This is a genomic window from Roseobacter cerffii (assembly GCF_054226325.1).
Genome location: NZ_CM135757.1, coordinates 1,330,334 through 1,355,495, shown reverse-complemented (window position 1 = coordinate 1,355,495; position 25,162 = coordinate 1,330,334). Strand labels below are relative to the sequence as shown.

Here is a 25,162-nt window from a genome sequence, read left to right as displayed (position 1 = left end):
CGCCACGCCGCCGGACTTATCCACAGGCGCGCATTTGTCTGCGATTTTTTGCGCCAGATGTGTTATGGTTCCCGTATGAAGCGAGTCTTCAGCGCCTCAATTCCAGGATAACCCTCTTAGTTGCGCGCAAGAGAGAGTAGCTTCGACAGACCGTCGCCCGGCGGAGACATCTGGCGGCGGTCTTGACGTGTGACTGTGCCGCCAAATCACGGCAATCGTCCCTTGCGAGCGACAGCAAACTTGCCTAGATACCCCGGAAGCTAATCGAACCATATTGGGTCATTCATGGAAAACGTCATCCTGATCGTTCACCTCATCCTGGCGCTGAGCCTGATCGCTGTCGTGCTGATGCAGCGGTCGGAAGGCGGCGGTCTGGGTATGGGCGGCGGTGGTGGCGGTGCCATGACCGGTCGCGCCGCGGCGACGGCCCTCGGAAAGTTTACCTGGCTTCTGGCCATTGCGTTTATCTGTACGTCGATCACGCTGACGATCTTCGCGGCTGAAAACGCTTCGGGCTCCTCCGTCGTGGACCGCCTTGGCGTGACCCCACCGGCGCTGAACGAAAGCGATACGCCTGCTGTACCGGAAGGTGATTTGCTGCTGCCGCCGAGCCCGGATGACAACGCGCCGTTGGTTCCGACACTGGATTAACCCCGGACTACAACCCCTTGCGGATGTAAGATGTTTTGCAACATCATGTTGCGTCATCTCTTGCGTTCCGCATCCGAATCCTGTTAGACTTAAGTCCCGTGGAGCTGCGATGTTTGCAGCCGATCCAGGCGGCTTTTGACCGCAAAAAGGCACGGGAGCAGATCAGAGCATGGCACGATATATCTTCATCACCGGCGGTGTGGTGTCCTCGCTCGGCAAGGGGCTCTCATCCGCAGCGCTGGGTGCCTTGCTGCAAGCGCGCGGCTTTTCAGTGCGACTGCGCAAGCTCGATCCCTATCTGAACGTGGACCCCGGGACCATGTCGCCCTTCGAACATGGCGAGGTTTTCGTCACCGACGATGGCGCGGAGACCGATCTCGACCTTGGGCACTACGAACGGTTCACCGGTGTGCCGGCGCGCAGTACCGATTCCGTGTCGTCGGGCCGGATCTATTCCAATGTGCTCGAAAAGGAGCGGCGCGGCGATTATCTCGGCAAAACCATCCAGGTGGTTCCGCATGTCACCAACGAGATAAAGGCCTTTCTCGACATCGGCGGGGACGAGGTCGATTTCATGCTCTGCGAGATCGGCGGCACCGTGGGCGACATCGAGGGCCTGCCTTTCTTCGAAGCGATCCGTCAGTACAGCCATGACAAGCCGCGCGGTCAGTGTATCTTCATGCATCTGACGCTGCTGCCCTACCTCGCTGCCTCCGGTGAGTTGAAAACCAAGCCCACTCAGCACTCCGTGAAGGAACTGCAAAGCATCGGGATCGCGCCCGACATTCTGGTATGCCGCTCCGAACAACCGATCCCTGAAAAGGAACGCGAAAAGATCGCGCTCTTCTGTAATGTGCGCAAAGAGGCGGTGGTGGCCGCCTACGATCTCAAGACGATCTACGACGCGCCACTGGCCTACCACGAACAGGGGCTCGACCAGGCGGTGCTGGATGCTTTCGACATCTCGCCGGCGCCACGCCCCGACCTGACCGTCTGGCAGGATGTCTCCGACCGCGTGCACAATCCCGAAGGCGAGGTCAAAGTCGCCATCGTTGGCAAATACACCCAGTTGGAAGACGCCTATAAATCGATCGCCGAGGCGCTGACCCATGGCGGCATGGCCAACCGCGTCAAGGTCAAGGTCGAATGGGTCGATGCCGAGGTTTTTGACCAGGCTGACGATGTGGCCCCGCACCTTGAAGGCTTCCATGCGATCCTCGTCCCCGGCGGCTTTGGCGAGCGCGGCACCGAAGGCAAGATCAAAGCGGCAGAGTTTGCGCGCACGCGGAAGGTCCCATATTTGGGTATCTGCCTCGGCATGCAGATGGCGGTGATCGAAGCAGCGCGCAACGTGGCCGGCATCACGGCCGCTGGCTCGGAGGAATTTGACCACGAATCCGGGAAGAAGCGGTTCGAGCCGGTGGTCTACCATCTCAAGGAGTGGGTGCAGGGCAACGCGAAGGTCTCGCGCAAGGTCGAGGACGACAAGGGCGGGACGATGCGCCTGGGCGCTTACGATGCCGTCTTGACCGGTGGTTCGAAAGTGGCGGAGGTCTATGGCACAACGACCATCGATGAGCGGCACCGCCACCGCTATGAGGTCGACATCAAGTATCGCGACAAGCTGGAAACGGCAGGCCTGTGCTTTTCCGGCATGTCCCCCGACGGGAAGCTGCCCGAGATCGTGGAATGGCCCGATCATCCGTGGTTCATCGGCGTGCAGTTCCACCCCGAACTGAAGTCAAAACCCTTTGATCCGCACCCGCTCTTCAAAGACTTCGTGCGCGCCGCGAAAGATATCTCCCGGTTGGTTTGACGCCACCATGAGCAACGATCCGCGCGCGCATCGGCGGCTTATCGCGCCCATCCCACGGCCAGCCTGTTAACCTCTTTCATCGCGCGAAATCTCTCGCATAACGTGTCGCTCAAACGGGGCACCGATTTTGGGGAGTTGCAGTCGTGATACGTAAAATTTTACCGATTACTGTGGCACTTTGTGCAGCATCCGGCGGGGCCTCTGCTGGATCCATCAGCTTTTTGGCCGCATTCACAGGGGATCGCCTGACCGAATTGCAAACCGAAGAAGGTGATGTCTGCGTCTTTGGCGACGACAGCTGCTATCCGGCGGGGTTCAGCCCCACAGAGGCAGTCAAATCAAACCTTGCACCGTTTGCGGGCCTTCCGGTTGGGACCGAATTACCGTTCCGCTTCGACTTCGCGCCGTTTTCGGAGGCTGACTGCGCCATAGGTGATGCATTCGACTGTGACTTCGGCACCAGCTATGACGAGACGACGGACGGGTCCGGCGAGTTGGTCGAGTTCGAACTCTTTGACGGAATTGGTGACTACAACCTACGCGTCGATCTGTTGACCGAGACAGTGAGCTTCTTTGGCGCGGCGGGTGACTTCCTGCCAGGCGGATGTACAGCCGCCGATGGCATCGCGCAGGATCTGCCGGACGGTTACTGCGGGTTCTTCGGCTATGAAGCGGACTTCCAGCTGACCTCCGAGGTGCGCGGCGGCATCGACGAACACATCACGCCCGTGCCATTGAACGCGTCGATGATGTTCGCCCTCTTCGGTTTGGCGTCCCTGATTGGCGTGGGTCGGTTCAAGCAGGCCTGATCAGGCGCCAAAACCGGGGCTGCGGCCCGCCAGTTACTTGCAGGTTGCGCCTGCATGGCGTTGCGCTAAACCCGCGGCATGCTCAGCTATCAGCACATTTACCACGCAGGCAATCTTGCCGATGTCCACAAGCACGCGCTGCTGGCGTGGATGCTGGCCTATCTGACTCGCAAGGACAAACCGCTCACTTACATCGAGACTCATGCGGGTCGCGGGCTCTACGATCTGGCCGATCCTGCGGCCCGCAAGACCGGCGAAGCGGCACAAGGCATCGAGAAAGTCGATAGTTGGTTTGACGCCGACCACCCGCTCACCCGTGCTCTGCACTCCGTGCGCGCCGCTCATGGCCCGCGCAGCTACCCCGGCTCGCCACTGATCGCCGCCGAGCTTTTGCGCCCCTGCGATAAACTGCACTTCGCGGAGCTTCACCCACAAGAGCACGCAGCTTTGTCGCGGGCCGTCGCTTCAGCACATGCCACCTGCCATCAACAGGACGGATTTACCCTCGCCCACGCGCTGACGCCCCCAACGCCACGGCGTGGCCTGATGCTGATCGACCCGAGCTATGAGGTCAAAACCGACTATGCCGAAATCCCGCAGCACATCGCCCGGATCGTTCGCGCCTGGAACGTCGGGATCATCTGCCTGTGGTATCCGATCCTGAGATCACCCCAGCACGCGGAGATGCTGGCGCGGCTGGAGCAGGCGCACCCCGAGGCGCTGCGCCACGAGGTGCAGTTCGCGCCAGCCCGCCCCGGTCATGGCATGGTCGGCTCGGGGCTCTTCGTGATCAGACCGCCCTACGGCCTCGCGGAGGAAGCTGCACAGCTCGCACGCAAGTTCAGATCGCTCACGCAGCCCTAACCGTTTGTGCTCTAGGCAGCGTTCGGTTTGCGTGCCAAGGTGATGCCATGCGCCTGATGTTTGTCCTCTGTTTCATATGTTTCGGCCGTGTTGCTGCCGCCTGCGAGACACCGGTGTGCCTCGTCGATCCCGACGCGCTCGCATTGACCTATGTGATCACCTTCGAGGAGACCCGGTCGAGCTATGGTCCCGGGCATCTGATCCCGGATGTGCTGGTGTTGGACGGCGCTAGCTTTGGCGAACGCTTTGCCGGGCAGACCCTCTCGTCCAACGGTGATCACGACGTCTTGAGCGGGACCGTCTTGCCGCCTCTTACCCTTATGCCGGGGGATGAAGGGCAGAACCTCTCGGTCGTTTACTTCGCGGGGAACAATGTGCTGAACGGGTATGGAGTGGCTGGCTACCCGAAACGCCATGCACAAGGCGAAGGCGCCATCGCCTTTCTCTTTGATGATGACCAATCCGCCCTCTCCTTTCAGCTGCGCGGCGGCGAAGACGGTGCGGCCACGGCTATCTTCTACCAGCGCGGCGGCCAGGAGATCATGACGATGCAGCTGCCGCCCGTCGGCGAGTTCGCCTTCGGCTTTCTGCGCGCGACCGGCGAGGCGGATATCGCCGGCGTTGTGATCACCAACACCGACCCGCAGGGCCTCGCCCTCGACAATCTTCGCTTTGGAAAGCCTCCGGATCTCAGCTAGCCTTTTATGTTTGAACGCCTTTTCCCCCGCAGAAAACCTGACCCCACCCCTTTGCCGCAACCCAATGCGCAACTGGCGCTTGGCGCCTTGCTGGTGCGCGTGGCCATGGCCGATCGCAACTACCAGGCATCCGAAGTCGGACAGATCGACCGGATTCTCGCGGAGACGTTCAATCTCAAACCGCTGGAGGCCGCGAAGCTGCGCGCCACTTGCGAAGCTCTGGAGCGCCACGCGCCCGGCACACCCGAATTCGCGCAGATCCTGCGAGACGAAGTCGACTATGAAGACCGCAAGGCATTGGCTGATGCGATGTGGAGCGTGGCCCTGGCCGATGGCAAGCGCGACGGGGATGAAGAGGTCCAGCTTTTGGCCATCGAAACGGCGCTGGGGCTCACCGATGAAGATATTGCCGCGGCCCGACAGACGGCGCTGCGGCGCGAGTAACATTGGCAGCCCCGCAAAACCCGACTATATCGCGATCATGTTTGCTGATTTCATAAAGCGGTTGACCCAACCGACAGAGGAGCCGCTGCCCGACGAGGACGCGCGGCTCGCGCTCACCGCCCTCCTGGTGCGTATCGCCCGCTCGGACAACGATTACAGCGCGGGTGAGCAGGACCGGATCGACCAGATCACCGCACGGCGGTATGATCTGGGGCCAGGGGCAACCGCTGCCCTGCGCGCCGAAGCCGAAGCCCTGGAGGCCGAGGCGCCGGATACCGTGCGGTTCACCCGCGCCATCAAGGATGCGGTGCCGTATGAGGAGCGCCGCGCGGTCGTGCAAGCGTTGTGGCAGGTCGTGCTGGCTGACGGCGCGCGGGCCAAGGAAGAAGACGCGCTTATCCGGATGGTCACCAATTTCCTCGGCGTCAGCGACCGTGACTCCGCCCTCGCCCGTCAGGCCGTCGACGACAGCCCATGACTGCAAGCTTGCCGATGTACGACACCGCCAGCACACGTGCGGCGAATGATCGGCTTTGGGATTTGGTCAGGGAGGCATACGGCGCAGGCCCTCCCACGCTCGACCGGAGCACGGACCCGCACACAACCTGGGAAGACCCCAATCTCATCCTGTCCCAGACCTGTGGCCTGCCCTACCGCAGTGGGCTGCACGCCCGCGTCAGCCTCGTCGGGACGCCGGACTACCGTGTGGATGGCTGCCCGCCGGGGTTCTATCGCTCAGTAGTAGTGGTCCGCGAGGATGATCCGCGCGAAGATCTCAGAGCCTTTGACGGCGCCTGTCTGGCCCGCAACGACGCGCGGTCGCAGTCGGGCTGGGCGGCCATCGAAGGGCATCTCGCCGAGAACGGATTTGGATACAACTTCGTCGGTCGTACGCTCGACACCGGCAGCCATGCAGCCTCCGCGCAGGCCGTGGCGGAGCGGCGGGCCGACATTGCAGCGCTCGACGCGGTCACATGGCGCCTGCTTACGCGCGACACCGATGTCGCGGCGGACCTGCGCGTTCTGGCCGTTACCCGGCCCACGCCCGGCCTGCCGCTGATTTCCGCACAAGGACGCGACACCGTCCGGCTCTTTAACGCCGTGGATCAGGCGATCAAAGCGCTGAGCCCGAAGGATCGCAGCCGCCTTCTGCTCAAGGGGATCGTCGCGATCCCGGCGTCGGCCTATCTGGCAGAACCGCTGCCGCCGCGTTGAAAGAAGAGGCGTGCCTCAAATTTTCCGCAACTGACCCCGCGGAAACCTGCAATTGCCGCTTTCCACATTGCAAAATGCGCAAAATTAACCCCTTATACCGCCTTGAATCATTCTTGGGACGATCCTCTTGACTGCTGAGCAACCGGTTATTGAAATCAACAACCTGCACAAGGCCTATGGTGCGCTCGAAGTGCTCAAGGGTGTCAGTATCTCCGCTCCGAAGGGCCATGTCATTTCCCTGATCGGGTCGTCCGGCTCTGGCAAGTCGACGCTTTTGCGCTGCTGCAATCTGCTGGAGGACAGCCAGCAAGGCGAGATCAAGTTCAAGGGCGAGCCGGTCAGTTGGAAGGGCGAAGGTCATGGGCGGCGCCCGGCGGACCCTGCCCAGGTACTGCGGATGCGCACGAACCTCTCGATGGTGTTTCAACAGTTCAACCTCTGGGCCCATATGTCGATCCTGCAGAACGTGATGGAAGCCCCGCTGACCGTCCTGCGCCGCGACCGTGACGAGGTGGAACAGGCAGCCCGCGCCTATCTGGACAAGGTCGGCATCGGTGACAAATGCGATGTCTACCCGGCCCAGCTCTCCGGTGGTCAACAACAGCGCGCGGCGATTGCGCGCGGGCTCTGCATGGAGCCGGAAGCCCTGCTCTTTGACGAGCCGACCTCGGCGCTCGACCCGGAGCTTGAGCAGGAGGTCGTAAAGGTGATCAAGGATCTTGCCGCTGAAGGGCGCACCATGATCATCGTGACCCACGATATGAAACTGGCCGCCGATGTCTCGGATCACGTGGTGTTCCTGCATCAGGGGCTGATCGAAGAACAAGGGCCGCCCGAGACGCTGTTCGGCGCGCCCAAATCCGAACGATTGCGCGGGTTCCTGTCTGCAACCCACGCGGCGTAACCAAACAAAAACAAGGGAGTACTCTGATGAAAAACCTTATCCTTTCCACAGCGGCACTGGCGCTGTCCGCGGGCGTGGCGCTGGCCGATGGCCATGGCAAAACCGTCCGCATGGGCACCGAAGGCGCCTACCCTCCGTACAACTTTCTGAACGACGCAGGCGAGGTCGCGGGCTTTGAGCGTGACTTGGGCGATGAGCTTTGCGCCCGTGCAGAGCTGACCTGCGAGTGGGTCACCAACGAGTGGGACAGCATCATCCCGAACCTTGTCTCCGGCAACTACGATGTGATCATCGCGGGCATGTCGATCACGGATGAGCGTGATGAAGTGATTGATTTCACACAGAATTACACGCTGCCGGATCCCTCCGCCTATATAGCAGCCTCCGACGATGTCGACCTAGCCGGCGGCGTCGTAGCGGCACAGACCAATACGATTCAAGCGGCCTTCATCGCCGAGAGCGGTGCGACCCTGGTCGAATTTGCGACGCCGGAAGAAACCATCGCCGCTGTGAAGAACGGCGAAGCAGACGCCGTGCTGGCCGACAAGTCTTTCCTTCTGCCGATTGCGGATGCTGACCCCGATCTGATCATGCTGGAGCAGGAAGAGCTCCTTGGCGGCGGCATCGGCCTGGGCCTGCGCGAGAGCGACACGGAGCTGAAAGAGACCTTCAATGCGGCCATCACCACGATGAAAGAAGACGGTTCCCTGAACGAGCTTCTGGAAAAGTGGGAAATTACCGGTCGTTTCTGATATAGTGGCAGGGGGTGGCGTTTGGCGGCCCCCTGTGACTTTGCGAGGCCATTATTTTTAGCTTTTGTACAGATCCCAGCATTTTGCCAGACTGGCAGTGGATGGCGTGCTACCTGACCACGGGCAAGCACATGTCGATCTACTACTCGGTCATTACGGTTCTGACCTTGCTTGCGATCACGGCCCCTCTCGCGCTGCTCTTCGGTTTTGGCGGAGCATCAGCAGCGCGGTCCCAAGTCGCGCCGCTGCGGTGGATCGGCAAGGGCTATATCGCGATTGTGCGCGGCGTGCCCGACATCGCGTTTTTCCTGTTCTTCGTCATCGCGCTCGACCAGGGTATAGAATACCTGCGGCATAAGGTGCTCTGCCCGGACTGGTCCGAGCCGATCAGGCAGGGCAATGATTTCGTTGTCTGTCAGGCGGCCAAGATGCCCTTGGGCAGCGCACCGCAATGGGTGCACGAGAGCTATGGGTTCGCCCTCGCTGTCCTCACCTTTGCCATTGTCTTCGGTGCCTTCGCGGCCAATGTGCTCTTTGGTGCGATGCGCGCCGTGCCCCGACCGCAACTCGAGACTGCGGAGGCCTATGGCATGACACCCCGCCAGACCTTCTGGCGTGTGCTGGTTCCGCAAATGTGGGTCTTTGCGCTGCCCGGGCTCAGCAATCTCTGGATGGTGCTGATCAAGGCCACACCGCTGCTCTTCCTGCTCGGCGTCGAAGACATCGTCTACTGGGCGCGCGAGTTGGGCGGCACCAAGACGCCGCGCTTCACCGACTACCCGCATGGCGACTGGCGTATGTGGTACTTCCTGGCGCTGCTCGTGTTCTATCTGCTCTTCACCCGCGTCTCGGAGATCGTTCTCGCCCGCATCATGACGCGGCTGACCAAAGGACAGGCCACAGCAGCCGGCGAAGCACAACGCAAGGCCGCAGTCGCGTGAGCTGCTTGCAGACGATCCAGGACTATGGACTTCGCGCCATCGGCATTGGTGAGCGCCTTCTGCCACGCGACGACTTTACCCTGTGCCAACAGTTCACCCTGATCGGCTCCGGCATGATCTGGAACATCTATTTCGGGGCCTTCGCCTTGCTGATGGGCTTCTTCCTCGCAACCGCACTCGCGATGGGCAAGGCGTCCCCACGGGCCGTTCTGCGCAAACCGGCGGAGTGGTTCATCTTTCTCTTCCGCGGCTCGCCGCTCTTCATCCAATTCTTCTTTGCCTACTTCCTGTTTCTCAACCTGAAATCGGTTTCACCGTTCTTTGACCCCTTCACCGCCGCCTGGCTCGGCGCGCTCATCGTGCTGTTCTTCAACACTGCGGCCTATTCCGGCGAGATTTTCTATGGCGCGCTGCAGTCGATCCCGAAGGGCGACACCGAAGCGGCGGACGCCTATGGTCTGTCGGGCTGGATGCGGTTCAAACGGATTATCTGGCCCACAATGCTGCGGCTGGCCTGGCCGGCCTATACCAACGAGGCGATCTTTCTCTTCCACGCCACGGCACTTGTGTTTTTCTCCGGATTTCCGGCCTGGCAACAGCGCGGCGATGCGCTCTATTACGCCAACTATTTCGCCGACAAGACCTTCAACCCCTTCGTGCCCTACCCCATTCTGGCCTTCTATTTCATCTTGCTGACGCTTGCCGTCATTGGTCTCTTCGGGCTGATAAATGCCCGCCTGAACCGACACTTACCGCAAAACGTTCGGCGCAGAATTAGGTTGCGCCCGAACTTGGTCCGGTAGTATCCCTTAATTTGATCAAATTAGTCCGTGCAGGCGGCGGAAGCCCGATCGCCCGCCTTTTGGTGACCTATGAAGAACTGGCTTCGCAAAAACCCGCAGGTGCGCACCATTCGTGTCGCGGCCTCCGATCTCAATGGACAGGCCCGGGGCAAGCGCATCCCGGCACGTTTTGCGGATAAGGCGATCGAGGGCGGCACGCGCTTTCCGATGTCAGTGCTTAACCTAGATATCTGGGGCGAGGACATCGACGACAGCCCGCTGGTGTTTGAACATGGCGACCGAGATGGCGTGCTGAAGCCGACCGAGCGCGGGTTCATGCCCATGCCTTGGCTGGATGCGCCAACCGCTCTTCTACCCATCTGGATGTTCCATGAAGACGGTCGACCCTACGATGGCGACCCCCGCCATGCGTTGAAAGCCGTGCTTGACCGCTATACCGCGCGGGGTCTGACGCCGGTGTGCGCGGTGGAGTTGGAGTTCTTCCTCATCGACGATTCCGGGCGCACACTGCAGGTGCCGCCCTCACCCCGCTCGGGCAAGCGCCGGGTGGCCGGGGAAATCCTCAGCCTGCGAGCGCTCGACCAGTTCGACACGTTTTTCACTGATCTCTACGATGCGTGCGAAGAGATGGACATTCCCGCCGACACTGCCATCTCCGAGTCCGGTCTGGGGCAGTTCGAGATCAACCTCATGCATTGCGACGATGCCCTGCGCATGGCGGATGACGCGTGGCTCTTCAAGATGCTGGTCAAGGGCATGGCCCGCAAACACGGGTTCGCGGCGAGTTTCATGGCCAAACCCTATGAGGACTATTCGGGATCGGGCCTGCATGTGCACTTCTCGGTGCTGGACGCCGATGGACGGAACGTCTTTGACAACGGCGGGCCAGAGGGCAGCGATACGCTGCGCCATGCGGTGGCGGGCTGTCTGGATGCCATGCCAGGCTCGGCATTGGTGTTTGCGCCCCACGCCAACAGCTTTGACCGGATGGTGCCGGGCGCCCATGCGCCGACAGGGGTGAGCTGGGCCTATGAGAACCGCACCTCGGCCATCCGTATTCCCTCGGGGGCGCCCACGGCCCGGCGCATCGAGCACCGGGTCGCCGGTGGCGACGTCAACCCGTATCTGATGATGGCTGCCGTTCTTGGCGCCGCGATTGCGGGGATCGAAGATGCGGCTGAACCGCCTGCACCGATCACCGGCAATGCCTATGAGTTGGAGTTACCGCAGATTCCCGGCGACTGGCCATCCGCCATTGACGCGTTTGAGGGCAGCCCGCAGATCGCACGAATTTTCGCCGCTGATCTGGTCCGCAACTTTGTTCTGACCAAGCGGCAGGAGCTGCACTATATGCAAGAGTTGTCGCCTGCGGAGCAGGTCGCCATCTATCTCGATACGGTGTGAGGCGCGCATGAAGATTGGCATCCTGATCACGGGCCACCCGCCTGAAAACATGATGGAGGGCGGCCTCTACGACCAGTACTTCGCGCGCCTGCTGGCGGGGCGCGGTTTCACTTTTGAGGGATGGAGCGTCTGTGACGGCGCCTTTCCCGAGAGCGTCGAGGTGGCCGACGGCTGGCTGATCACCGGCTCGAAGCATGGCGCCTATGAAGATCATCCCTGGATACCGCCGCTGGAAGACTTCATCCGCGCAGCCTATGTCGCGCGGCGGCCCATGATCGGCGTCTGCTTCGGGCATCAGATCATTGCACAAGCCATGGGCGGGCGGGTCGAGAAGTTCGCTGGCGGCTGGGCCGTAGGTTCGACCGACTACGAGGTGAATGGCGAGGGGATGGCCGTGAACGCCTGGCACCAGGATCAGGTGGTTGAGAAGCCCGAGAGCGCCACCGTCTTCGCGCGCAATGACTTTTGTGAGAACGCCGGGCTGCTCTATGGCGACACCATGTGGACGATCCAGCCACACCCCGAATATGACGCCGGTTTCATCGACGGGCTGATCAAAACCCGGGGCAAAGGGGTCGTGCCCGACCATCTTCTGCGGGACGCGAGCGCCCGCCTCGAAAGACCCACGGATCGGATGTCGATGGCGGATATGATGGCCGCGTTTTTCAAGAAAGAGAGGGCCTGATGGCCGACTGGACAAGCAATCTGCCCGCGGCGGCACAGGTCTACCTCGAAGGGCGCAGACTGGACGAGGTGGAGTGCATCATCTCCGATCTACCCGGGATCGCCCGCGGTAAGGCGGTGCCCGCGTCCAAATTCGCGCGGCAGGATTATTTCCACCTGCCCGACAGCATCTTTTACCAGACCATCACCGGCGACTGGGGCGAAGCGGCAGGCGATGACGGGTTCATCGAAAAGGATATGATCCTGAAGCCGGACATGAGCACCGCCACCGCGGCCCCCTGGACCGGGGATTGGACGCTGCAGGTGATCCATGACGCCTATGACCGGGCGGATGCGCCGGTGCCCTTCAGCCCGCGGAATGTGCTCAAACGTGTTTGCCAGCTTTACCGAGACAAGGGGTGGGAGCCCGTGGTGGCGCCGGAAATGGAGTTCTTCCTTGTCGCACGCAACATCGACCCGGCGCATGAGATTGAGCCGATGATGGGCCGATCCGGTCGTCCCGCCGCCGCGCGCCAGGCCTACTCCATGACGGCGGTGGATGAGTTCGGACCGGTGATCGACGATATCTATGATTTTGCCGAGGCGCAGGGCTTCGAGATTGACGGGATCACGCAGGAGGGTGGCGCGGGCCAGCTGGAGATCAACCTGCGCCACGGCGATCCGGTCAAGCTCGCCGATGAGGTATTCTACTTCAAACGGCTGATCCGCGAGGCCGCACTTCGGCACGATTGCTTTGCCACCTTCATGGCCAAACCCATCGAAGATGAGCCCGGAAGCGCGATGCATATTCATCACTCGGTGCTTGATGCCGAGACGGGCGGGAACATCTTCTCCGGCGAAGATGCGGAGGAGACAGAGGCCTTCCAGCACTTCATTGCCGGACTGCAAACGCATATGCCCTCAGCCATGGCGGTCATTGCGCCCTACGTGAACAGCTACCGCAGGTATGTGAAGGATCAAGCCGCGCCGATCAACCTGCATTGGGGGCGCGACAATCGCACAACCGGTATTCGTATACCGCTCTCCAGCCCCGAAGCCCGGCGGGTGGAAAACCGGCTAACGGGCATGGATTGCAACCCTTATCTGGGGATCGCCGCGAGCCTCGCATGTGGCTATCTCGGGCTGATGGAGCGGCAGACACCCGCGCCCGAATTCAAGGGCGACGCCTATGATGGCGAGGGGGATATCCCGCGTGTTCTGGGCTCTGCGCTCGATCTCTTCGAAGACGCCAAAGCGCTGCACGAGGTACTGGGCAGCGAATTCGCACGGGTCTATTCGATTGTGAAGCGGGCGGAGTACGATGAGTTTCTGCAGGTGATTTCGCCTTGGGAACGCGAGCACCTCCTCCTCAACGTCTGAGTGGGCTGCGATCTGCGGCGCGCTCCGCAGGACTGCATTTTCGATGGGTGAAGGGGCCGAGTTGTGAATTTGCTCTATGCCAACGACGAGATCGGCGCCTATCCGAATAGCTGGTACGCGGCGAGCACGCCCGCCCTGCCGCCGTTTGACAGCCTCAAAGGAGAGGTGACGGCAGATGTCTGCATCATCGGCGCAGGCTACACCGGTCTCTCTGCGGCGCTGCATCTGGCGCAAGCAGGACGGCGGGTCGTGGTTCTCGAGGCGCATCGGGTCGGGTTTGGCGCATCCGGTCGGAATGGGGGTCAGTTGGGTAGCGGACAGCGGGTCGAGCAGGATACGCTCGAAGAGATGGTCGGTGAAACCAAGGCACGGGCACTCTGGGATCTTGCGGAGGATGCCAAGGCCCTTGTGAAGGGGCTTATCAAGACGCATCAGATCGACTGCCATTTGAAGCCGGGCATCGCCTATACCGCATCGCATCAGTCCGATGTGGAGGAGCTGCACGAATATGCTGCCGATCTGTCGAACAGATACGGGTATTCAGAGGTAGAGCCGCTGGATGCCGACGCGTGCCAAGCGCTTTGCCCGTCACCGGATTACAAAGGCGGATTTCTGGATAGGGGCGCGGCGCATCTGCATCCCCTGGCCTTTGCGTTGGGGCTGGCGCGGGCCGCGCAGGCGGCGGGTGTGGAAATCTACGAGCATTCCTGCGTGCATGGCATCGAGCACGGATCTCCGGCGGCCATCCGGTCAGATGCAGGCCGGGTCTCGGCGGCCCATGTGATCCTCGCCTGCAATGGCTATCTGTCCTCGCTCGCGCCCTCGGTCTCTGCGCGCGTCATGCCGATCAACAACTTCATCGTTGCGACCGAACCGCTTGGGGCGGATACGCGCAAGGTGCTGACGCGCGACATCGCCGTCGCGGACAGCCGGTTTGTAATCAATTACTTCCGCCTGAGCCATGACGGGCGTCTGCTCTTCGGGGGTGGCGAAAGCTATGGCTACAAGTTTCCGGACGACATTTCCGCCACCGTCCGCAAGCCGATGGAAATTGTCTTTCCGCACCTGAAGGGCGTGAAGATTGACTACGCCTGGGGAGGCACGTTGGGCATTACAATGAAGCGTTTCCCCTATCTCGCGCGTCTGGCGCCGAACGTTCTGTCCGCCTCCGGATACTCCGGGCATGGCGTCGGCACGGCCACTCATGCGGGCAAGCTTATGGCCGACGCCATCGCAGGCGAGACCGACGGCTTTGACACGATGGGCTCTGTGCCGACGCCCGCCTTTCCCGGCGGCGGTGCGCTGCGGACGCCGCTGCTGGTGCTGGCGATGAGTTGGTACGCGCTGCGCGATCGCCTCGGCGTGTAGGTCTCGGCAGGCGTCACAAACAATTCACTTGGCGCCCACAACGCTTCGATTTAGTATTTCCAAAAGTCACATTAAGGAAATACGAATATGACGCTCCCCGACATGCATGCCGCCGAACCCATCCCCGAGGCGGCACGGGCCGAGATTGACCGGTTGTTGCAGAGCGGCGACCTCTTTCGCTATACAGCGCCATCTGACGCGCCTGTGGCGCTTCTCGAGGCCGAATTTGCGCAGATGATGGGGAGCAAATATGCTCTGGCCGTGTCGTCCTGTTCCGCCGCATTGTTTCTGTCGCTGAAGGCGCTGGACCTGCCAAAGGGCGCGCGCGTGCTGATCCCGGGTTTCACCTTCGCGGCAGTGCCATCGTCGGTTGTACACGCAGATTGTGTGCCGATCCTCTGCGAGGTTGGTGAGAACTACCGCATCGACATCGATGACTTTGCCGCCAAGCTGCCGCAGGCCGAAGCGGTTATCATCAGCCACATGCGCGGGCACACGTCGAACATGGATGCGATCATGGCGCTCTGTGACGCCGCCGAAATCCCTGTGATCGAAGACGCGGCGCACTCCCTCGGCACGCTGTGGAACGGGCGGAAGATCGGCACGATCGGGCGCGTCGGGTGCTTCTCCTTCCAGTCCTACAAGATGGTGAACGCCGGGGAAGGCGGCATCCTGATCACCGATGACGCGGACCTTGTCGCGCGCGCGATCATCATGTCAGGGGCCTATGAGCACAACTGGAAGAAACACCCGGTCCTGCTCGAAGCGTTTTCGCGCCATCAGAACAAGCTGCCGCTCTACAACCTGCGGCTCAACAACCTGTCTGCGGCGTTGATCCGCCCACAGCTCGACGCCCTGCCCCAGCGGGTGCGCGACGGGCGGCGCAATCATGACTATGTGGCCAAACGGCTGAACACCTCGCCCTTTATCGAGGTGCCGGATCCATTGGGCGGTGAGGAACGCGCGCCGGACAGCATTCAGTTCAACATCGTCGGTCTGGACGAGGCCACAGTCGCGGCTTTCGCGCGGACCGCAGATGCGGAGGGTGTGAAGGTGCAGGTTTTCGGCCAAAGCGCGGACAACGCAAGGGCGTTCTGGAACTGGCGATTCATCGAAGACCTGCCCGAGCTGCCGCGCACGCGCGCCATGCTGATGCGAGCCTGCGATGTGCGACTGCCGGTACGGTTGACCAAAGATGAACTGGATGCTGTCGTGGCCGTCTTGTTGAAGGCCATCGGCAAAGTGACCGAAGACACACGGCCTGCGGTCGCCTGAGCGTTACTTCAGCTTTGAGAGCTTGTCCTGCAGATCGGCGAGTTGCTTCTTGATCGCATCGAGATCTTCGCCGTCTGCATCCTCGTCGTCCTTGTCCGGAGAGCTCCAGCCACTGGTCGTGCCCAACCCACCCGTCATCGCCTTCATGAAGGCTTTTTGCTGCGCCTGCATCAACTCGAACCCCGGCATCTTGGCCATCGGGTTCATCGCGGTCATCTTGTCCATCATTTGACTCTGACCGTCGCGCAGCATCTCGAAAGAGGCCTGAAGGAACTGCGGCACGATGCTCGCACCCGGGGTCATATAGCTGCGCACAAGATCGTTCAGCACATCGACCGGCAAAACGCTTTCGCCGCGGCTTTCATGCTCGGCGATGATCTGGAGAAGATACTGTCGCGTCAGGTCATCGCCCGACTTCAAATCGACGATCTGGACCTCGCGTCCCTCCCGGATCAGGGTCGCGATATCCTCCAAAGTCACATAGTCACTGGTCTCTGTATTATAGAGGCGACGGCTGGCATAACGCTTGATCAGCAACGGTTTATCATTTTCAGCCATGAGACTTCTCCCTCATCCGGCGCTGCATTGCAGCTTAGGACAGGGTTTTGCAAAAAGAAAGGGCGGGCCTATAAAAAGCCCGCCCTCGAAGTATGCGCCATTCAGGGAGGAAACAGGCGCTAACCGGGAACTGGTTACTTTGCAGTTGCTGCTTTCTTGACCGCAGCAGTTGCTTCTTTGGTGGCTTTCTTGACAGCGGCAGAAGCGTCTTCGCTCATGTCCTTGCCAGCAGCCATCATCAGCTCGACTGTGTCCATTTGTGCTTTTTTCGCGACTTCGGCGAAGGCCGCCATGTGCTCAGCAGCAGTTTCCGAATAAGCCGATGCGAAGTCTGTCATCGCTTTCGCGTAGTCGACAGGTTCGGATTTGGCTTTGGACATCTCAGCCAGTTTGGCCAGTGTGTCTTGAGTCCACTTGCTGGAAATCTCGGTGGATTTTTCGGCGGCGGTCAGAGCCACGCCGGACAGCTTTTCGTTCAGGGACGCGGTTGTCTTGAATGCGTCTTCCATCGCGGCTGTGTCGATCGGAAACGCACCCATGACGTCTTTGAACATCGCGGTCATGTCAGGTGTCTTGGTCATCTCTTCAATTCCTCTTGCGCTTGCGGGATCATCCCCGCTTTTCTGCGTCTGCAAGGAATATACATGCTGCGCCGCAGCATTTCAAGGTCTTTTTCTGCGGCGCAGCATAATTCTTGCCGCTGCGGAAAGCGATATTGGAATCAGAGAGTTGCCTTCTTCGCAACATATGTGCCGGGCGCATCGCAAAGCGCAGGACGGCTCGATTCTCCCGGTATACGTGCGGGAATCAGCTTGCCCGCGCGCTTCTTCAGCCAGCTCTCCCAGTGCGGCCACCAGGACCCCTCATGGAAGTCGGCCTGCGCCTGCCATGTCTCGTAAGGCAGTGTCAGGTCCGGGTTGGTGTAGTGCCCGTATTTCTTCCGGGTCGGCGGGTTCACGATGCCCGCGATGTGGCCCGATTGGGTCATGATGAAGGTCTTGTCTTTCGATCCCATCTGCTGGATGCCGCGATAGCTGTCCTTCCAGGCGGCGATGTGATCGGTTTCGCAGGCGACAGCGCACAGCGGAACGGTCACATCATCCAGCGTCAGCTTGTGCCCGAGCAGCTCGAACCCGCTCTGTGCCAACTCATCCCGCTGGCAGAGCCCCCGCAGATACTGCATGGCCATCTTGGCAGGCAAGTTCGCGCCATCACCGTTCCAGTAGAGCAGATCGAACGCGGGCGGCGTCTCACCCATCATGTAGCTCTTGATGGCCGGGCCATAGATGAGATCGTTCGAGCGCAGGAAGGAGAATGTTCGCGCCATGATCACTGACGGCAGAACGCCCTTGTCCGCAACCTCCTCCTCGATCCCATCGATGAAATCATCGGTCAGGAAGGGGGCGAATTCTCCCTGGTCGGAGAAGTCCGTAAGCGCGGTGAAGAAGGTGGCCGACTTCACCGACTTATCGCCTTTCTGCTTCAGCAGCGAGAGCGTCAGCGCCAGGGTTGTGCCCGCAATGCAATACCCGATCACATTGACCTGGCGCTCCTTGGTGATGGTCTTCACCTCGTTGATCGCGGTGAGATACCCATCCTCGACATAGTCTTCCATGCCGATGTCCCGATACGTCGGGTCGGGGTTGATCCAGGACACCATGAACACGGTGTAGCCCTGATCGACCAGCCACTTCACCAGACTGTTCTGCGCCTTGAGATCGAGGATGTAGTACTTGTTGATCCACGGCGGGAAGATGATGAGCGGGACCTTGTGCACCTCTTCGGTGCTCGGCGTGTACTGGATGAGCTCCATCATCCGGTTGCGGAACACCACCTTGCCCGGGGTCGTCGCAATGTTGCGGCCAAGCTCGAAGGCCCCTTCATCGGCCAGCTTGACGACCAGCTCGCCTTTGTTTGCCTCCAGATCGTTGATCAGGTTCTCAAGCCCCTTCACCAGGCTCTGACCTTCGGTTTCCAAGGCTTTCTCCAGCGCATCGGGATTGGTCGCCAGAAAGTTCGTCGGCGACATCATGTCGACGATCTGGCGGGCGAAGTATTCCAGCCGGCTCTTCTCCTTGGGCTCGAGATGCGTCACATCCTGAACTGCGGTCTGCAGGGCTTCGGCGTTGATAAGATACTGTTTTTTCACGTAATTGAAGTAGGGATGGGTGTCCCACAGCGGATTTGAAAACCGCCTGTCCGAGGGCCCTGGGTCTTCCGGCGCCGTGAGTTTGCCCTTGGTCAGCTCATGCTGCGCCTCGACAAACTGCTTCATCGTGTCCGACCAATAGGCCATCTGATGTTCGAAAATCTTCGCAGGGTTGTTCACCGCCTCGGCCCAATAGGCCTGCGCTGCACGGCCAAAAAGCTCTTGATTCGGGCCATCGAGCGCCGGGTTGTGGGTCTGGCGGTTGGTCAGAACCCGCTGCAACCTCTCTGACAGCTCCTCAACTTTTTTGAGGTTTTCGGTCATTTTCTCAAGCGTTTCACCCGAGGGGACCACGTCGCCGTCAGAAAATGTTGTCATGTTAATCTTTCCCTCGTATGTTCGCACCTGCAGCATCACGTCGTAGGCTTTCAGGGGGCGAAGCGACTGCAGGTGCCGGTGCGACCGGATTGTAACAAGGAGACCCCTTATGCGCTACATGGCGACATACGACTTGATGGAAACCGTGCGCAACACCAATCAATGGCTCGGCGCCACTGCTCATGCCATGGCAGCTTATCCGGCTTTTGCGATGATTCCAAACCCCGGCGTCGCCTGGATGCGAGCCTGGGGTGAAGTGACCGAGCGGACCTTTCAGCGCATGGTGGTCAAGCCTGACTGGAACATCCCGGCGGTGCCCACTAGCGACGGCCAGGATCATCTTGTGCACACGGAAATCGTTGTGCAGCGGGACTTTGGCGATCTTTTGCACTTTGAAGTGCCGGGGCGCGACACGCCAGACCGCAAGGTTCTGCTGGTCGCACCGATGTCGGGCCACTACGCGACGCTTCTGCGGTCGACCGTCATCAGCCTTTTGCCCGATGCGGATCTCTACATCACAGATTGGCATAACGCGCGCGACATCCCGGTCAGTGCGGGCAAGTTCGATGTCGAGGATTACACCCTCTATCTTGTCGATTTCATGAAAGAGCTGGGCCCGGATACGCATGTGATCGCGGTCTGCCAGCCCGCACCGCTGACCCTCGCGGCAACAGCCTATCTGGCCGAGGAAGACCCCAAGGCGCAGCCGCGCAGCCTGACCCTGATCGGCGGCCCGATCGACCCGAATGCAACGCCCACCGACGTCACCGATTTCGGGCATCGCATGACCATGGGCCAGCTCGAGGAGCTGATGATCCAACGCGTCGGGTTCAAATACCCCGGTGTCGGTCGGATGGTCTATCCCGGCCTGCTTCAGCTGACCTCGTTCATCTCCATGAACTCCGAAACCCACGCAAAGGCCTTCACCGATCAGATTTCGCGCGTCGCCCGGGGCGAAGCGGCTGATCACGACAAGCACAACAAGTTCTACGACGAATATCTCGCCGTGATGGACATGACCGCGGAGTTCTATCTCAGCACGGTCGAGCGCATCTTCAAAAACGGCGAGATCGCGAACAATGCCTTCTCGGTGGCGGGCAAACCCGTTGACATGGGCAAGATCACCACGGTTGCTGTGAAGACCGTCGAAGGCTCGAAGGACGACATCTCGGCCCCAGGGCAATGCATCGCGGCGCTGGACCTCTGCACCGGGCTGCCTGACGAGAAGAAGGCCAGCCATGTGGAAGAAGGTGCAGGCCACTATGGTATCTTCGCCGGCAAAAGCTGGCGTCGGAACATCCGCCCGCTGGTGCTGGACTTCATCGATGCCAACAGCGGCAAACCTGCCAAGAAGACCCGCAAGGCGGCGAACAAGAACGCCGCAGCCTAAGCTTTCTTATCTCAAGACCAGCGGCTGGCGCATCCAGTCGCGCAGCGCCTGCGTGGTCTCAGCCGGTTGCTCAAGGGTCGGCAAATGCCCCGAGTGCGCGAGGACCCGCAGCGTTGCATAGGGGATCAGCTCTGACATCGCCTCGTGCCGCTTCACCGGACACAGCGCGTCATGCGCCCCGCAAAGCACCAGCGCCGGCACCTTGCATTTTCGCAGGGTGCTCTGCTGATCGCGTCTGCGTTGCAGCGCTCGGGACTGCCGCACAAAGACGTCGGGCCCCAGCGCATCGGCCATATCCATCACGAGATCCAGCACATCTTGGCGCCGCGGGCCCGGTGCCAGATAGTTGGGCTTCATCTCTTCGCGCATCACCTCGAGCATCCGCCCCGTCCGCGCCGCGACGATCTGCGGCTCGCGCGCGGCGGCCACTTGCGGCGTTTCCGCCAGCGGATTGGTGTCCATCAGGGCGATCCGGCTCACGCGATCCGGCGCGCGGCGCAAGATTTCCATCGCGACAATGCCGCCCATGCTGAGGCCCGCCAAGGCAAAGCGCACGGGCAGCTGGTCGAGCAGACCGGAGGCGATCTCTTCTACCCGTTCCCCTGTCGTGATAGGCGCGACCATGACGGCGGTATCTGCCGACAGCTCGGCAATCTGCGGGCCGAAGAGCCGCGCATCACACATCAGGCCCGGCAGGAGAACCAGCGGCTCAGCCATGCATTACTCTTCGTCCGGATCGCCCCTGCCCGCTGCTCATTTGATGCCCTGCCGCTCACGGTGTTCAGTGCAGTTTTACCCGCTATGGTCGCAACCACAAGGGCCCCGCTGTATGGCTAGTGCCGTTTGAGATGATCCCAGAACAGGCCCACATGCCGGGCAATCGTCTCGGCGTAGGCTTCCGTCTGTCGCAGCTTAGCCAGCCCAGTATTTAGGCGGTAGATCAGAGCGGTGCCGCGCCAATGGGTCCTGGACGCCACAACATACAAAGGCTGCGTGGTCAACGGCTGCGGCAGGGGGACAACCGTCTCCGTCAAGCCGCTTTCAAACAGATGCTGCACCCCAGAGAACTCATCGACGGCGACAGCGTCGACAGCGCCAGCGACGAGCGCCTCGAAACAGTGCGCGGCTGTCGCGCGCCGCAGTGCCACTGCGCCATAGGCCTCGCCTCTGCCGCCAGTGACATCATCCGAGGCGCGGCAGAGCGTTCGCCCAGAAAGATCCGCGCGGGTGTCGAAGGGGAATTCATGCTCCGCGCGCACAAACATCAAAACGGCCACCTCGATGATCGGGTCAGAGAGATGGACATTAACACAGGCCCGGCGCACAGCGCGCTCGTCATTGCAGTCAGATGAGTCCCAGGGAAAGCTGAGATCAACCCCTCCGGCATCTAGTTGCGCTGATGCCTCGTCACGGGAAGGTGCCCAGATGATCTCGCCAGGTTCGGCGCCGGGGCTGAGTGCCCATGCTTGTTGGACGAGCTCCGCAATCATGCCCTCGCCCGGCCAGTTTGACGCCGCAAATGGTGGGCGGTCTGATGCAATCAGAACCTTAACGTCTGCTGGGGCTTTCCCGGCGAACGCCACTCCGGTGAGTGCGGCCATCACTATTGTCCGGAACCTCACAACCCGGCCCATGCCTGTGTGAGATGCCGGTCGAGGATGTTCTGGTACCCACCCGAGTGGCGGATCTCACGCAGGCCGGCGTTCATATCGGCCAACAGCGCTTGGGCGCCGGGCGTGTCGCGAGACACCACCGCGTGCAGGGTCACAGTGTCAAAGGGCAAACCTGTTAGCCGGTGTCCGGTCGCCGCCTTCTTGCTGGCCGCAGCGCGACCCGCGAACTCGTTCGCGACAACGGCGTCCACCTCGCCGTTCGACAGATGATCGAAACACGCTTCCAGCGTGCGAGCGTGTAACATCTCGACCTGACCATCCCGCAGCCAGTTTCGACCGTCCTCATCGAGCATGAAAACCGGCAGGCCAGCGACGCGGCACAGGCGCATACCGCGCATCGTCATCGGCTCAAGCAGCGGTGTGGTGCTCGACGCTTCAACATAGAGCATCATCACGATCTCAAAGAGCGGATCAGTGTAGAGATAGTCGGCGCACAGGGGCTCCGCAGGCCGTGCCGCACAGTCCGGACGCATCCAAGGATAGAAGACGTCCGTGGGATCGCTTGACGACGACGAAGCGTCAAGGGCGACCAACTCTCTGACGGTCGATCGATCGACCGGCGTTTCGGGGCGCGCGACTTGCAACGCCGCTGCGATCAGCTCCGAAACGAGACCACCTGACGGCAAGGACCGATCCGAAAAGGGGGCCTGATCTTCGGTTGCGACCATGCGGATGGGGCGCTCCAGGATGGTTGTGGCGTCGAAGGCAGCAGGCTGCACTGACGGCTCATACGCTGCAGTTGTGGCAGGGTCCGGATCGTCCGAGATGCCAGTTGCCAGACCCGTCGGACGGCCATCGATGCAGATGAGCTCGAGTTGATCCCCCACGAGGATCTTGTCCGGGTCTTCACCGATTGCATCGCGGTTGTGGACATAAATGCGCGTCCACTGCCGGGCATCCTTGTAGAGGCGGTCCGCGATGCGCGAGAGGCTGTCACCCGACACGATCACATATGACCCGCCGCAGTGATCAGCAGCGACAGACCCCGAAGGAATAGCGCCAAAACAAATCAGAAAAAGAATGAGCCGTCCCATGGATCATCTCCCCCAAGATGAAACTGACGACACCTTGCCGATGCGGCGATCCGCGTCAACGTTTGATCAACATATTGCGGATAAATACCTCATTTCATACCAGATATTCGCGCGCTACGGGTATTTGATCCCCCGGAAAGGCGGGAAATCGGCATAGCGTGCCTGCCGTTTGGCCAGGGATTCGCCAGGCGCGTCACCCGCACGCAGCAGCATGCCCTTGGGTTTGATATAGCTCGAGATGGTGCGCAGCGGTGTTGGCCGCCAGACGAGATTGAAGGCGGCGAGCTTGGGAAAGAACCAGGCCTCGGAATAGGGCAGATGGTCGTGGAGCCACCACGCCAGATCGCGCCAGTCCCGCCCGGCCTCGTATTGATCGGTGAACCACGGAATTGCGAGGGACGTCCCGGCGATGGCCTCTTCACCTTGCCCGCGATCCCAGATATGGCATTCGATCGGATTGTCGTTGGCTGCACAATTCAGCTTGTTACGGTTGCCATAGCCGTTCAGTTCGGGAGAGCGATAGCCGGAGCGGATGGCGAGGCGCCCAAAGGTCTCCTCCAGCGGGTCGAGCAGTTCCTTGCAGAGCATGCGCCCGTTTTCGATGGTCAGGTCCGGGTCGGGCGGCACGTTGCGCACCTGATGCATATTGCCGATCTCTGAATAGAGAAAATCCCGCATGTAGAAGTGTTTCGATAGGCGCACGCGACCAAGGTTTTCGAGGCTCCACATGGACTTCGGGCTGCGCATCAGCCCTCACCATATCCGGCCCAGCGAAAGGCCCCATCTTCACGCAGTGGCGAGAAGGGGTTGTATGCCACCTCCCAGATATGACCTTCGGGATCTGCAAAATAGCCGTGATACCCGCCCCAGAACACGTCCTGTGCCGGTTTGAGAATGCGCGCGCCTGCGGCCTCCGCGCGCGCGATGATCTGCGCAACCTTGGATTTCTCTCGCACGTTGTGCCCGAAGGTGCTGGCCCCATAGCCCAGGTCCTCGACGGAGAGGCCGATATCCTCGGCCAGTTTGTCGAGCGGATAGAGGCCAAGCGTCTGACCGATCAGATCATAGGCGATCACACCGTCAGGTGACTCAGTGCGCGCCCAGCCAAGCGCATCATAAAAGGCTGCCATCTTCTCCACATCCCGCGCGCCCAGGGTAATTAGGCTGATACGCTGTTGCATCAGGTCTCCTCCGCAGCGAGGGTCAGAACCTCCGTCAGGGCCTCTTCGATCAGGCCAAGGCACGGGCCATCCGAAAAACGGTGATCCGCATCCTTGACCAGGGTCAGCCGCATATCGGGGCATGTGGCGTGCTCGAGCAGACGCAAGGCCGTCTCGGTGCTGACAGCGGTGTCTGCGGTGCCTTGCAGACATCTGACCGGGCACGGCAGGTTCAGGGGGCTGCGCAGCACAAGGTTGTTGCGCCCATCCTCAATCATACGCCGGGTGATCACGTAGGGCTCCATGTAATCAGACGGAAGCTCGACCCGTCCCTGCTCCATCACCTGGTGCCTCTGTGCCTCGGAGAACCCGGCCCAATAGCTGTCTTCGGTGAAGTCCGGCGCTGCCGCAATGGTGACCAAAGCTGCCAACCGCTCTGGGATATTGCGGGCGAGAAGCAGCGCCTGCCAGCCTCCCATGGACGAGCCCACCGGGACAATCGGGCCCCCGGTCAACCCGGCGACAATCGCCGCTGTGTCCTCCGCCCAATCGCCAATCGCGCCCTCTTCGAAGGTGCCGGAGGAGTCGCCATGGCCCGAATAGTCAAAGCGCAGGAAGGCGCGCCCCTCGCGCCGCGCCCATGCCTCGAGGTGCAGAGCCTTGGTGCCCTCCATGTCCGATTTGAGACCACCGAGGAAGACGACCCACGGTCCGATACCGGGCGTCAGATGGTAAGCGAGCCGTCGTCCATGCGGCCCGTCAAAGAAGCTGGGAGAGGTCATGCGGCGTTTCCTTTTTCGCCGCGATCATCTGCGCAAGGCCTGTGGTCCGCA

At 61.0% G+C, this 25,162-nt stretch carries 27 protein-coding genes; 18 read left to right on the top strand and 9 right to left on the bottom strand.

Going from position 1 to position 25,162, the window contains the following annotated elements:
- The first annotated feature begins 285 nt into the window (after positions 1-285).
- From secG to ACVC7O_RS06610, 17 genes are all read left to right on the top strand, one after another.
- Positions 286-651 (top strand): preprotein translocase subunit SecG, encoded by a 366-nt coding sequence (secG, locus tag ACVC7O_RS06690; RefSeq protein WP_458325308.1) that lies wholly within the window; start codon positions 286-288, stop codon positions 649-651.
- A 169-nt stretch (positions 652-820) separates the two neighbouring features.
- Positions 821-2,467: a CTP synthase gene (locus ACVC7O_RS06685; protein WP_458325307.1), complete on the top strand. Its 1,647-nt coding sequence runs from the start codon at positions 821-823 to the stop codon at positions 2,465-2,467.
- A gap of 221 nt (positions 2,468-2,688) precedes the next feature.
- The gene (locus tag ACVC7O_RS06680) at positions 2,689-3,276 is read left to right on the top strand and encodes a hypothetical protein (RefSeq protein ID WP_458325306.1); all 588 of its coding nucleotides are present in this window, start codon (positions 2,689-2,691) and stop codon (positions 3,274-3,276) included.
- A 78-nt stretch (positions 3,277-3,354) separates the two neighbouring features.
- Positions 3,355-4,140 carry a 23S rRNA (adenine(2030)-N(6))-methyltransferase RlmJ gene (locus tag ACVC7O_RS06675; protein ID WP_458325305.1) on the top strand — a complete coding sequence of 262 codons (786 nt, stop codon included), beginning with the start codon at positions 3,355-3,357 and terminating at the stop codon, positions 4,138-4,140.
- 47 nt (positions 4,141-4,187) lie between these two features.
- A complete protein-coding gene (locus ACVC7O_RS06670) occupies positions 4,188-4,838 on the top strand; it encodes a hypothetical protein (protein ID WP_458325304.1) in 651 nt (216 codons plus the stop codon).
- A gap of 6 nt (positions 4,839-4,844) precedes the next feature.
- Positions 4,845-5,282 carry a tellurite resistance TerB family protein gene (locus tag ACVC7O_RS06665; RefSeq protein WP_458325303.1) on the top strand — a complete coding sequence of 146 codons (438 nt, stop codon included), beginning with the start codon at positions 4,845-4,847 and terminating at the stop codon, positions 5,280-5,282.
- Positions 5,283-5,319: 37 nt separating this feature from the next.
- The gene (locus ACVC7O_RS06660; RefSeq protein ID WP_458326048.1) at positions 5,320-5,760 is read left to right on the top strand and encodes a tellurite resistance TerB family protein; all 441 of its coding nucleotides are present in this window, start codon (positions 5,320-5,322) and stop codon (positions 5,758-5,760) included.
- Entirely contained in the window at positions 5,757-6,497 is a 741-nt protein-coding gene (locus tag ACVC7O_RS06655) for a phosphate/phosphite/phosphonate ABC transporter substrate-binding protein (protein WP_458325302.1), read from the top strand. The genes ACVC7O_RS06660 and ACVC7O_RS06655 overlap by 4 nt, the downstream gene beginning before the upstream one ends.
- A gap of 127 nt (positions 6,498-6,624) precedes the next feature.
- Entirely contained in the window at positions 6,625-7,401 is a 777-nt protein-coding gene (locus tag ACVC7O_RS06650) for an ABC transporter ATP-binding protein (protein ID WP_458325301.1), read from the top strand.
- A gap of 26 nt (positions 7,402-7,427) precedes the next feature.
- A complete protein-coding gene (locus tag ACVC7O_RS06645; protein ID WP_458325300.1) occupies positions 7,428-8,153 on the top strand; it encodes a transporter substrate-binding domain-containing protein in 726 nt (241 codons plus the stop codon).
- A 53-nt stretch (positions 8,154-8,206) separates the two neighbouring features.
- On the top strand, positions 8,207-9,094 hold the full coding sequence (locus tag ACVC7O_RS06640) for an ABC transporter permease (protein ID WP_458326047.1): 888 nt from the start codon (positions 8,207-8,209) through the stop codon (positions 9,092-9,094).
- Positions 9,091-9,897, top strand: a complete 807-nt coding sequence (locus ACVC7O_RS06635; RefSeq protein WP_458325299.1) for an ABC transporter permease — start codon at positions 9,091-9,093, stop codon at positions 9,895-9,897. The genes ACVC7O_RS06640 and ACVC7O_RS06635 overlap by 4 nt, the downstream gene beginning before the upstream one ends.
- 69 nt (positions 9,898-9,966) lie before the next feature.
- The gene (locus tag ACVC7O_RS06630; protein ID WP_458325298.1) at positions 9,967-11,301 is read left to right on the top strand and encodes a glutamine synthetase family protein; all 1,335 of its coding nucleotides are present in this window, start codon (positions 9,967-9,969) and stop codon (positions 11,299-11,301) included.
- A gap of 7 nt (positions 11,302-11,308) precedes the next feature.
- Entirely contained in the window at positions 11,309-11,986 is a 678-nt protein-coding gene (locus ACVC7O_RS06625; protein ID WP_458325297.1) for a type 1 glutamine amidotransferase, read from the top strand.
- The gene (locus tag ACVC7O_RS06620; protein WP_458325296.1) at positions 11,986-13,344 is read left to right on the top strand and encodes a glutamine synthetase family protein; all 1,359 of its coding nucleotides are present in this window, start codon (positions 11,986-11,988) and stop codon (positions 13,342-13,344) included. The genes ACVC7O_RS06625 and ACVC7O_RS06620 overlap by 1 nt, the downstream gene beginning before the upstream one ends.
- 63 nt (positions 13,345-13,407) lie before the next feature.
- Positions 13,408-14,712 (top strand): NAD(P)/FAD-dependent oxidoreductase, encoded by a 1,305-nt coding sequence (locus tag ACVC7O_RS06615; RefSeq protein WP_458325295.1) that lies wholly within the window; start codon positions 13,408-13,410, stop codon positions 14,710-14,712.
- 87 nt (positions 14,713-14,799) lie between these two features.
- The gene (locus tag ACVC7O_RS06610) at positions 14,800-15,987 is read left to right on the top strand and encodes a DegT/DnrJ/EryC1/StrS family aminotransferase (protein ID WP_458325294.1); all 1,188 of its coding nucleotides are present in this window, start codon (positions 14,800-14,802) and stop codon (positions 15,985-15,987) included.
- A gap of 3 nt (positions 15,988-15,990) precedes the next feature.
- Here ACVC7O_RS06610 and phaR read toward each other — a convergent pair whose 3' ends face one another.
- The 3 genes from phaR to ACVC7O_RS06595 form a co-directional block, all read right to left on the bottom strand.
- Complete coding sequence (gene phaR, locus ACVC7O_RS06605) at positions 15,991-16,545, bottom strand: polyhydroxyalkanoate synthesis repressor PhaR (RefSeq protein WP_458325293.1); 555 nt, start codon at positions 16,543-16,545, stop codon at positions 15,991-15,993.
- Positions 16,546-16,679: 134 nt separating this feature from the next.
- Positions 16,680-17,126 (bottom strand): phasin family protein, encoded by a 447-nt coding sequence (locus tag ACVC7O_RS06600; RefSeq protein ID WP_299676895.1) that lies wholly within the window; start codon positions 17,124-17,126, stop codon positions 16,680-16,682.
- A gap of 140 nt (positions 17,127-17,266) precedes the next feature.
- Positions 17,267-19,072, bottom strand: a complete 1,806-nt coding sequence (locus tag ACVC7O_RS06595; RefSeq protein ID WP_458325292.1) for a PHA/PHB synthase family protein — start codon at positions 19,070-19,072, stop codon at positions 17,267-17,269.
- 109 nt (positions 19,073-19,181) lie between these two features.
- Here ACVC7O_RS06595 and phaZ point away from each other — a divergent pair, with 109 nt between their 5' ends.
- Complete coding sequence (gene phaZ / locus ACVC7O_RS06590) at positions 19,182-20,462, top strand: polyhydroxyalkanoate depolymerase (RefSeq protein ID WP_458325291.1); 1,281 nt, start codon at positions 19,182-19,184, stop codon at positions 20,460-20,462.
- A gap of 6 nt (positions 20,463-20,468) precedes the next feature.
- On the opposite strand, the gene ACVC7O_RS06585 is transcribed toward phaZ, so the two are convergent.
- The 6 genes from ACVC7O_RS06585 to ACVC7O_RS06560 all read right to left on the bottom strand — a co-directional run bounded on the left by ACVC7O_RS06585 (position 20,469) and on the right by ACVC7O_RS06560 (position 25,111).
- Positions 20,469-21,179 (bottom strand): alpha/beta fold hydrolase, encoded by a 711-nt coding sequence (locus ACVC7O_RS06585; RefSeq protein WP_458325290.1) that lies wholly within the window; start codon positions 21,177-21,179, stop codon positions 20,469-20,471.
- 116 nt (positions 21,180-21,295) lie between these two features.
- The gene (locus tag ACVC7O_RS06580) at positions 21,296-22,063 is read right to left on the bottom strand and encodes a substrate-binding periplasmic protein (protein WP_458325289.1); all 768 of its coding nucleotides are present in this window, start codon (positions 22,061-22,063) and stop codon (positions 21,296-21,298) included.
- Between the two features lie 17 nt (positions 22,064-22,080).
- Positions 22,081-23,169: a hypothetical protein gene (locus ACVC7O_RS06575; protein ID WP_458325288.1), complete on the bottom strand. Its 1,089-nt coding sequence runs from the start codon at positions 23,167-23,169 to the stop codon at positions 22,081-22,083.
- A gap of 114 nt (positions 23,170-23,283) precedes the next feature.
- Entirely contained in the window at positions 23,284-23,898 is a 615-nt protein-coding gene (locus ACVC7O_RS06570; protein ID WP_458326046.1) for a hypothetical protein, read from the bottom strand.
- Between the two features lie 17 nt (positions 23,899-23,915).
- Positions 23,916-24,350: a VOC family protein gene (locus ACVC7O_RS06565; RefSeq protein ID WP_458325287.1), complete on the bottom strand. Its 435-nt coding sequence runs from the start codon at positions 24,348-24,350 to the stop codon at positions 23,916-23,918.
- On the bottom strand, positions 24,350-25,111 hold the full coding sequence (locus ACVC7O_RS06560) for an alpha/beta fold hydrolase (protein WP_458325286.1): 762 nt from the start codon (positions 25,109-25,111) through the stop codon (positions 24,350-24,352). Before ACVC7O_RS06560 ends, ACVC7O_RS06565 begins: the two co-directional genes overlap by 1 nt.
- Positions 25,112-25,162: the final 51 nt, after the last annotated feature.